This window comes from Actinomyces bouchesdurhonensis (genome assembly GCF_900128465.1).
GTDB classification, from domain to species: domain Bacteria; phylum Actinomycetota; class Actinomycetes; order Actinomycetales; family Actinomycetaceae; genus Pauljensenia; species Pauljensenia bouchesdurhonensis.
This window is the reverse complement of record NZ_LT635869.1, coordinates 40,841-49,564: the sequence shown is the minus strand read 5'-3', so window position 1 is coordinate 49,564 and position 8,724 is coordinate 40,841. Positions and strand designations below refer to the sequence as shown.

The 8,724-nt window shown below is 64.7% G+C and carries 6 protein-coding genes and 3 pseudogenes; 3 read left to right on the top strand and 6 right to left on the bottom strand.

All coding sequences use genetic code 11. From position 1 onward, the window contains the following. Nucleotides 1–266: heterodisulfide reductase-related iron-sulfur binding cluster (locus BQ7477_RS08610; RefSeq protein WP_338072955.1), on the top strand; the 266-nt coding region annotated here is incomplete at its 5' end. A gap of 75 nt (nt 267–341) precedes the next feature. Here BQ7477_RS08610 and BQ7477_RS08605 read toward each other — a convergent pair. The 4 genes and pseudogenes from BQ7477_RS08605 to BQ7477_RS11120 all read right to left on the bottom strand — a co-directional run bounded on the left by BQ7477_RS08605 (nt 342) and on the right by BQ7477_RS11120 (nt 4,017). Continuing rightward, complete coding sequence (locus BQ7477_RS08605; RefSeq protein WP_073983613.1) at nt 342–554, bottom strand: TOBE domain-containing protein; 213 nt, start codon at nt 552–554, stop codon at nt 342–344. 1,516 nt (nt 555–2,070) lie between these two features. After that, nucleotides 2,071–2,607, bottom strand: a complete 537-nt coding sequence (locus tag BQ7477_RS08595; protein ID WP_073983611.1) for a TM2 domain-containing protein — start codon at nt 2,605–2,607, stop codon at nt 2,071–2,073. Between the two features lie 644 nt (nt 2,608–3,251). After that, nucleotides 3,252–3,437 (bottom strand): annotated as a pseudogene (locus BQ7477_RS13070) (hypothetical protein); the annotation flags it as partial. 172 nt (nt 3,438–3,609) lie between these two features. Continuing rightward, nucleotides 3,610–4,017 (bottom strand): NINE protein, encoded by a 408-nt coding sequence (locus BQ7477_RS11120; protein ID WP_084795762.1) that lies wholly within the window; start codon nt 4,015–4,017, stop codon nt 3,610–3,612. A 254-nt stretch (nt 4,018–4,271) separates the two neighbouring features. Between BQ7477_RS11120 and BQ7477_RS08585 the strand changes: the two genes are divergently transcribed. After that, on the top strand, nt 4,272–5,108 hold the full coding sequence (locus BQ7477_RS08585; protein WP_073983841.1) for an HhH-GPD family protein: 837 nt from the start codon (nt 4,272–4,274) through the stop codon (nt 5,106–5,108). A gap of 127 nt (nt 5,109–5,235) precedes the next feature. Here BQ7477_RS08585 and BQ7477_RS08580 read toward each other — a convergent pair whose 3' ends face one another. Further along, nucleotides 5,236–6,567: an ABC transporter permease gene (locus BQ7477_RS08580; RefSeq protein ID WP_073983840.1), complete on the bottom strand. Its 1,332-nt coding sequence runs from the start codon at nt 6,565–6,567 to the stop codon at nt 5,236–5,238. A gap of 120 nt (nt 6,568–6,687) precedes the next feature. After that, nucleotides 6,688–7,158: pseudogene (locus BQ7477_RS13265) on the bottom strand (amidophosphoribosyltransferase); the annotation flags it as partial. A 174-nt stretch (nt 7,159–7,332) separates the two neighbouring features. On the opposite strand from BQ7477_RS13265, the pseudogene BQ7477_RS08570 reads away from it, so the two are divergent. Beyond that, a pseudogene (locus tag BQ7477_RS08570) lies at nt 7,333–8,724 on the top strand (Fe-S oxidoreductase); the annotation flags it as partial.

The following is an 8,724-nucleotide window of genomic DNA, read 5'->3' as shown; positions in this document are numbered from 1 at the left end:
TCGAGGAGACACGAGGCACACGCATCGCGGACGCCCGCATCGTCGAGGCCGCATCCACGGGCGCGGACGTCGTCGCGACAGCCTGCCCCTTCTGCTCCCAAATGCTCGGCTCCGCTTCCGGCACGTCAGCCGGCTTCGTCTCCTCCGACGCCACCTCCCGGGATTCCTCGAGCGCCGAGGACCCCACGGCCTCGCCGAGCGGGAAGCTCCCGGAGGTGCGCGACGTTGCCGTCATGCTACTCGAAGCCGTCAAGCGCGGCCGGTAGCACCACGACCGCAAACGACACGAAGGGCGGCCCCGCAGAAAAACCTGCGGGGCCGCCCGTTCACGTATGAGAGGCTCAGTCCTCGACGCCGACGATGACGTTGGAAGCCTTGATGACGGCAACGGCCTTCGAACCAGCCTTCAGGCCCAGCTCCTCAATCGCAGCATTCGTGATCGACGAGGAGATCACCAGGCCGGGAGCAACCTCGATCTTAACGATACCGTTCACGGCACCCTCGACGACCTCAAGAACGGTCCCGGGCAGCTGGTTACGTGCTGAGAGTTTCATGATGTGTCCTTTCGTTCGTATCGGTATACAAACACAAACACACTAGCGGGCGGGGCGCACAGCGTCCAGGGATAGCTACTGCGCCGCCTCGTCCTCCGGAGCGATCTCCTCCAAACCGACCAGGAAACCATCCTCGTCGATCACGTTGCCCCCCACGAGCGTCGCAATCAGACCAGCCGCTTTCTCGATGTCCTGCGTGGAACGCAGACGCTCCAGGCGCGCGGTGCGGCTCATCGCCACAGCCCCCGGCGTCGGTGCAGCCCCCGGCAACCAGCGAACCTGATACTCGATGATCGCGCCCGCCGTCCACGGCTCCCACCGCAGCACGCGCGGCGGCACAGGAACCGCGTGGACCTCAATCATCATGTCCGACCTGTTGCCGATCGGACTCATGAGCGCATAACCGTCGACAACCTGCGGCTCGTTGCGATGACCTTCGAGTTCCTCACGGGCCTTCGCAATCTTCGACGCGATGTCCTCCCGAACCGGACCCAGCTCCGCCTTCAGCTTCTCGATGTGCGCGGCCTGCGCGGGACTCAGCGGCGGAGGTTCGGGCGCCTCCGGCACAATGTCGCGCGCGTCTTTCATCTGCTCAAAACCCGCACGCTCACGCATAGCTTGTATCAAGTCCTCGGGATTGATCCAACGCGGCGAATACACCGTCAGGTTCACCGCCGAATCAGCGTCGGGAACCATCACGTACCCACTGCCCGCGATGCGCATACCACCCGCCAAGCGGCGCGCCATGCGACGCAGCGCCTCGAGCACGCGGTACTCCAGGCCGACGGGCATCCCCTCTGGGAAGGCTTTCGCCCACTCACCCATGACCGCGTTCGCCTGCTGCTTCGCCCGGGCAACCGGGCAATGCAGAATCCACGCGTTCGTCAACGTCGCCGGAGTTCCCAGCGCCGCTCGCGTCGGCTGATCCAACGACCACGGCCCCACGATTTCAGCGTCAGATGACAGACGCAGGCGCCCCGGAGCGAGCCAGCCGGCCTCGTCCCACATGGAAATGGCGAGCGCCTCCAACTCGGCCGGATCCACCGCCTCCGACACCAGCAGCAGGTGGTGTTCCCGCGCGTCCTGCAGGTCGATGACCCCGGCGGGATCACTGACCTCGATAGCTGCGGCAATTGGGACCGCCGCATCAGCGCTCGTAATTTCACCGTCGGCTGCGACTTGGAACGCCGGTTCACCAGTGGACAGCCCACCCAACGACACATTCGTATGGGTGAGCGGATTACCCGTCGTCACGGCGCTGAGAGTCGGGTCCGCGAAACTGTGGTGGGCGCTCGCCATACGCTCCTTCAACGACCGCCTCACGGGCGGGGCCTGGGCACCCCCATCCCTGTTGGTTACCTGATCGGTGCGCGCAGTCATGCCCGGCAGCGCGACGCCCGTGATGACACCCGTGCGCGCCGACGCCGATGAGTGCTCCTCACCGGTCGCCGCGCCCGCGCGCTGACCGGACGGGACAGCACCCGCCGTGGGTATACCGANCGACAACACCCCAGGGTCAAACCAGGGGCTGACCCGACGCGTCATATCCGTAGGAGCCGGCGCGCATGAGAATCATGATGAACTCAATGAAGGCCCAAGTGCACGAGATGACCGCGCCGATGACTGTGATCGTTAGAATCAGCTGCGCGATGCCGCGACCGGGGCGTCCCAGGTAGAAGTTATGAACGCCGAGGAACCCGAAGAAGAAAGCGAGGACCAAGGCGACGACCCACTGCTTCGGCGGGTTTGCGTAGGTCGTCTGAGCATACGCGGGCTGGCCGTAGCTGGGCTGGGCGCCGGGGGCCGCCCCGTAGGGGGCCTGCGCGCCGACGTTGGGGTCACTGCCGGGGGCCTGCGCGCCGGCAGGATCGGAAGCGGTACCGTAGGTGGTCGCGCCGGGCGTTGCGGTGGCCTCGTCAAAGCCTGGGGCCGCAGCCTGGGGGAAGCTTGGCGCTTCAGGAGCCGGAATGCTGGTAGCACCGAAGTCGGTGGCCGGCGCCGGGGTGACGTTCTGCGGGTCGGAAGAGTTGGCCTGGGGGTCGGGCATCGTCATGGTTAAACCTTTCGTTCGTGGGAGCCGCATGGCCGTACCCGGTACAGCCTAGCGTGTGGAGGGCCTTCCGTGTCACCGACGGTCACCATGAGTCACCCCTGAACGATCCCGAATGCGGTTACCCGGCACTGCGCGCGCGGACGTTTGGTGCCGAAGGTCAGATATAGGAACTGTCGCGGTGCTGGGGTCCCACGCGCCCGTGATCGATGGGGGTTTTGCACCATTAGAAGCCCCCTGTCGGCGTGTCGCCGGCGTGTCGCGGCTCTAATGGTGCATTTCCCCCCTCGCGGCTGCCCGTCTCGACGGATTCAAGGGGCACTGCGACCGGTCTCGACGGATTCAAGGGGCACGGTGGCCCACGAAAGGCGGGTTCGCGGCCGGGCACGTGCTCTGGCGCGGCATGCTCCAAACAATTTCGCATGCAATTCGATTACCTGAACATTCAACAAAGTCCACAAACGTTGCAATTCCAACGATGTGAATTCGTGCTGCAGACGAACCTCGGGGAATTGCATGCGACATTGGGGGAGGCCACCCGGCAACGAGTCACCCAGCCCCTCTGGCGGCGATGTCGACACTGCCGGCCCGGCGCCTACCACTAACGACAACCTGAGCACACGATGACTCGCGCCCACCCCGGAACACCCGGCCCGGAAGCTACCACCAACGACAGCATGAGCTGCCTGCGTGAAGTTCAAACAATCAGCAAGAGCCCGTACATACTCCCGATTCCGAGCCTGACACGCCTCACGACGGGAGGGGTATTCAACACCCTGAAAGACTCGACCACGATTGGTCACAACGAACTCCTTCACCAAGAAACGTTGCAACCATCACTAGAACCTAGACGCAACACCGCAACATCTCCCGAATACCGCCGCGCAGGCACGCAACACCAGACACCGCGACACGGACACATGGCAACAAAAAGGTGCGGGACCTGGCAACAAGCCAGACCCCACACCTCGAGACTTTGCGTCAGTTCTAACGCTTGCGCTCCGATCAGACGGTGGGAACACCGTTCGCGTCAGTAGCGTAGATCCACTTGCCCATGAAGGTCATGATCGCGCAGGCGATGAGGAAGATCCAGTAGACGAACATGATCAGGCCGACGAGGCCATGGACGAAGCCATCGGAAAACATCCAGAGGAAGTTGAGGACGAGAGAGGCGACGACCTTAATGATGCCCAGCTGGTTATAACCGAGGTAAAAGTCACCGACACCGAAACCGCAGAGGAAGAGGTTGAGCAGGCCCGCGGTCATGCGGGACTTGCCCTGAGCCTGGGCGTTAAAGCCGGGCTGGCCATAGACGGGCTGACCAGGCTGCTGACCGTAGGGCTGCTGACCAGGCTGCTGACCGTAGGGCTGCTGGCCAGGCTGCTGACCGTAAGGCTGCTGAGGGGCAGACATGTTGTCTCCTGTTGTTGATGGAGCCCCCTCCCGGAGGCGTTTACGAAAACACGGTCAGACTAGTCGACCTTTTTCATTTGTACAACATTCACAGTCTTCTATGCGCCACATCACATATTCGAACGCTTGATACGCAGACACTGGGCACAGTTCCCTACACTGACTGGGTGTTCACAAACCCAACGGCCGAGGCCTCGCAGGTACTCCTTCACGACCTTCCCCGCTGGTTCGCATCCAACAAGCGTGACCTACCCATGCGACACGACGACGTGTCCGACTGGGGAACCCTCGTTTTCGAAATTATGAGCCAGCAAACACCCGTTACGCGCGTCCAGCCGATCTGGGTCGAATGGATGCAGCGATGGCCAAACCCCTGCGACCTCGCCGAGGCGTCCCCCGCGGACATTATCGTGGCCTGGGCAAACCTGGGCTATCCATCGCGCGCACTGCGCCTCAAAAGTTGCGCGGACACCATCGTCGAAAAACACGACGGTCAGGTGCCCCTGACTATGAAGGAATTGACTCTCCTCCCCGGCGTGGGAACCTACACCGCTAGTGCACTCCTCGCATTCCGACACGGCATTCGCATCCCGGTCCTCGACACCAATGTCCGCCGCGTCCTGGTCAGATTCCTTGACGGACGCGAGTTCCCACCCCACTCAAGCCCCTCCAAGGCGGAAGTATCGCGCGCCGACGCGCTCCTGCCCTCGGACGGCCGCCATGCGGCCGAGGTGAGTTTGGCCCTCATGGAATTCGGTGCTCTCGTGTGCACCCAGCTCTCCCCCCACTGCGAGACATGCCTTATGCGCCAATACTGCGCGTGGGCTCAGGCCGGATACCCGAAGGACGAGAAGCGCCCGACCCCGCAGCCTTACACGGGTACCGACCGCCAGGCGCGCGGTCGCGTCATGAAGGCTCTTCGCGCCGCCCACTTCGAGGGCACGAAAGGCCTAACCAAGCGCAGAGTCCTCGATGCTGCCCGCCTCGACGGCGGCGACCGCTACCAGCCCACTCGCGTCTACCGGGCTCTGCTTAAAGAAGGTATGATCACCTACAACAAGGACACGAAGCTGGTCACTCTCCCCCGCTAATCCAGTAATGAAGACCATACCAGCGCGCGCAACTCTCCTCACGCATGAGCACCCCGGTCGACGAGGCCTGAACCCCAACCAAGGCGCCGGCACTGACCCGGAAACGCGCCCGGGCCTCGGCGCTGAACTAGTACCTGATTGCGTCGATCGGCTTGATGCGCACGGCCGCGAGCGCGGGGATAATCCCGCACAGGGCGCCGATGCTGGAGGAGATGGCGACGCCTGCGATGGCGGCTCCGGCGGGGAAAGCGGGCGTCTCGCTGAGCGCGATCCCCATGGTTTCGAGCGGCAGAAAGCGCACGACGACGATCGCGATGCCCACGCCGATGACGCCGGCGACGAAGGTCGCGACCACTGATTCCATGAAGACCGCGAAGAAGACGCGCGTAGCGGAGGCGCCGACGGCCCGTCGGATCCCGATTTCGCGCACGCGCTGACGCACGGTGACGATCGCGACGTTGAGGAGGCCCAGGGCGCCGAGGAACACGATGATGCCGCCGATGATCATGATGACGCGGGAGATGGTGCCCAGCTGTTCCTCGCCGATGTCCTCGTGTTCGCCGCCGGTGACGGTGACGCGCCAGCCGTCGCCGAGGATGGAGGCCAGGGCGCTCGGCAGGACGGTGCGGGCCTGGTCGGCGTCCTCGGGCCCAACCCAGGCGAGCATGGAGGGCACGCCCATCTGGGGCAGCGTGGCGCGCGCGGCGTCGTAGTGCACGTACATGGTCGGCATATCGAAGCGGCTCTTCCCTTTGCTGACGCCGACCACACGCAGGGCGGTGCCGTCGGTGGTGTGCAGGACGATGGGGACCTGGTCGATGGGGGCGCGTCCGAGCTGGTCCCAGAGGACTTCGGAGATGACGACGGGTGTCAGGCGCTGCTGGGCGTCGCTGGGCGCGACCCATCGGCCCGCGAGCATGCGGGTGCGGAAGATAACTTGGTAGGCGGGGTCGACGGCCTGGATGGTGACGTCGTTGAACATGTCGTCGGTGCGCACGACCGGGTAGCCGCGGAATTGCCCGCTGGCGCGCGCCTGGAGGACTTCGGTGATCTCACCGCCGCTGCTGGACAGGCGCGACCAGTAGCGGATGTCGTGTCGGGCGGCCAGCGTCACCATCGCGTCGCTCACCGGATCCTTGTCGTCGGGGCGCTCGACGGTGGACGAGGCCTGGGCCCCTTCACCGGTCCCGGTTTCCTGGGTGGGACCGTCGTTCGAAGGTTCTCCTTGGTTTGCCGATGATTGTTCCGGCGCGAGGCGCACAGTCACCGAGCGCCCTTCGTAGAGTTCGGCCAATTCGCGGGAGGACTGCAGGATCAGGTCTCCCAGGGCGATGACGACCGTCATGGCGGCCACGGCGGCGACGACGCCCACGAGGGAGAGGACCACGCGGGCCTTCTGCACCTTAACTTCGCCCCACGCTTCGATGAGGGCCCCCACGATCTGACTGAGCGCATTCATTGATTGCCCTCCTCGTGCGGGGTTGGGGGCGCCGGGACCGGCGTGCTTTCCGGCTTGTCTCGGGCGGGCGGAACGGGAGGAGCGGTCACGACCGGTTCCGTGCCCGGGCGCCCGGCCNGTGTCGGTGGAGGCTCCGCGCTCAAAATCCTCGCCGTCGTCGGCGATGCTGGCGGCCAGTTGGCGTAGTTCAACCGTGTTCGTCAAGTTGCCGTTGTGTGCCAGGGCGAGCGTGCCCGTGGGTGTGGGACCCAACGTGGGCTGGGCGTTGCGCCACACGTCCGCGCCGGTCGTCGCGTAGCGCACGTGCCCGAGGGCAATGTGGCCGCGCAGGCCCTGGAGGGATTGCTCTGAGAAGACCTTGGAGACCAGGCCCTGATCCTTATAGACCAGGATCTGTTTACCATTGGAAGTGGCGATTCCGGCGCTCTGTTGGCCTCGATGCTGGAGCGCATAGAGGGAGAAGTAGGTGAGGCGGGACACGTCCTCGCCTGGGGCCCATACGCCGAAGACGCCGCAGTGATCATGCGGATGATCATCTCCGAAGAGTTCCTGGTCGGACAGTGTTATGTCTGGCTGCGAGACGGGAAGCACACTCTCACTGTCGCATACTTTTACGCCGTTGGCGGCCCATATCCACGTTGTGGTGAGCACATTTAGGGTTCTGAGCAGGTGAATTGGCGCGTAATTGCGCACGCTTTGCGCCGGGATCGGGTCGCGTCGTGGTCGAGATGACACAATGGTGTGCAGCGAAGTAGAGGAGGAAACGTGGCCAATCCGACGCTGATCGCCATCACGTGGGGCTTTGCCTTGCTGGTGAGCGCTCTGGCCATCCTGTCGTTCGCCCGCGGTGTCGCGCACATGTGGCGCACGATCGCAGCGGGAACACCCGACCCGGGGCGCCTGACCCCCGTCGGCAAACGAGCGTGGGGTGTTATTTCCGCGGCGCTCACCCACCGCGAATTCAAGGGGCGCCCCTGGATCAAGGCGGCCCACTGGCTGGTCATGGTGTCCTTCCCGATCCTCTTCCTCACCCTGGTCACCGGCTACGCGCAGCTGCGCGTCCAAACCTTCACTCTCCCTCTCCTCGGCCACTTCGCGCCCTGGGAGTGGCTCACCGAGGTCTTCGCGTGGGGTGGCCTGGCCGGCATCATCGGCCTCATGATCGTGCGCCAGCGTGCCGGGCGCGGAACAGCCGCCGAGGCGGCCCTCTCGAACGACGACCCCGACGGTGCTGCCAGCGCAGTTGATCCGAAAGGCACCCCGCCCTCGTCCCTGACCCGCCCCCACCCGCGCGACTCCTCCCCAAAGGGCCTAGCTTCCCGCTTCCTGGGTTCAACCCGCTGGCAGGCCCTCTTCGTCGAGTGGGTCATCCTCATCGTGTGCGCGTGCGTCGTCGCGCTGCGCGGCCTTGAATACGCGCTCTTCAGCGTCACTCCAGGCCTCGAGGCCCACGCGACCGCCCTGCACTTCCCGCTCACCGCCTGGCTGGGCGCACTCTTCACGGCTACAGCCTCCTCCTCCGCCACCTCGCTGGCCAACGCGATCGTGGCAGTCAGCGCCCTGAAGGTCATCACCTCCATGACCTGGCTGACTGTCGTCGGCATCCAGACCGGCATGGGTGTCGCATGGCACCGCTTCGTCGCGATCCTCAACCTGTACACGCGCCGAAACGCCGACGGCACGAAGTCCCTGGGTCCGGCCGATCACATGCTCATTGACGGAAAACCGGTCACCAGCGAGGACGACTTCGACGACCTGCCCGAGGACACGGTCCTCGGAGTGGGCACGGTCGACGACTTCTCGTGGAAGGCGCGCCTGGACCTGTACGCCTGCACCGAATGCGGCCGCTGCCAGGAACTGTGCCCCGCATGGAATACTCAAAAACCCCTCTCCCCCAAGCTCCTCATCATGAGCCTGCGCGACCACATGGAGTCCGCCTCCAACGTGCAGATCGTCGAACAGGAGGAGGGCCACCAGAAGCTTCAAGCCGGGGAGGTCCTCCTCGATAAGGGCGTGCCCGCCTCGCCACACTCTTTCGACCTGGTCTCCGCACTATCCCTATCAGGCGCCACAGGCCCCGAGGGAGTCTCCGCGGTCACCGCCCCCATCGTGCCCGTGGTCGTCTCCGAAGAAGTCCTGTGGGACTGCACAAACTGC

Bases quoted from the DNA above. Each gene is read 5' to 3' on its own strand.
- BQ7477_RS11120 (WP_084795762.1), bottom strand. From the start codon at position 4,017: ATGTCTGCCCCTCAGCAGCCTTACGGTCAGCAGCCTGGCCAGCAGCCC.
- BQ7477_RS08585 (WP_073983841.1), top strand. From the start codon at position 4,272: ATGCGACACGACGACGTGTCCGACTGGGGAACCCTCGTTTTCGAAATT.
- BQ7477_RS08580 (WP_073983840.1), bottom strand. From the start codon at position 6,567: ATGAATGCGCTCAGTCAGATCGTGGGGGCCCTCATCGAAGCGTGGGGC.
- BQ7477_RS08595 (WP_073983611.1), bottom strand. From the start codon at position 2,607: ATGACGATGCCCGACCCCCAGGCCAACTCTTCCGACCCGCAGAACGTC.
- BQ7477_RS08605 (WP_073983613.1), bottom strand. From the start codon at position 554: ATGAAACTCTCAGCACGTAACCAGCTGCCCGGGACCGTTCTTGAGGTC.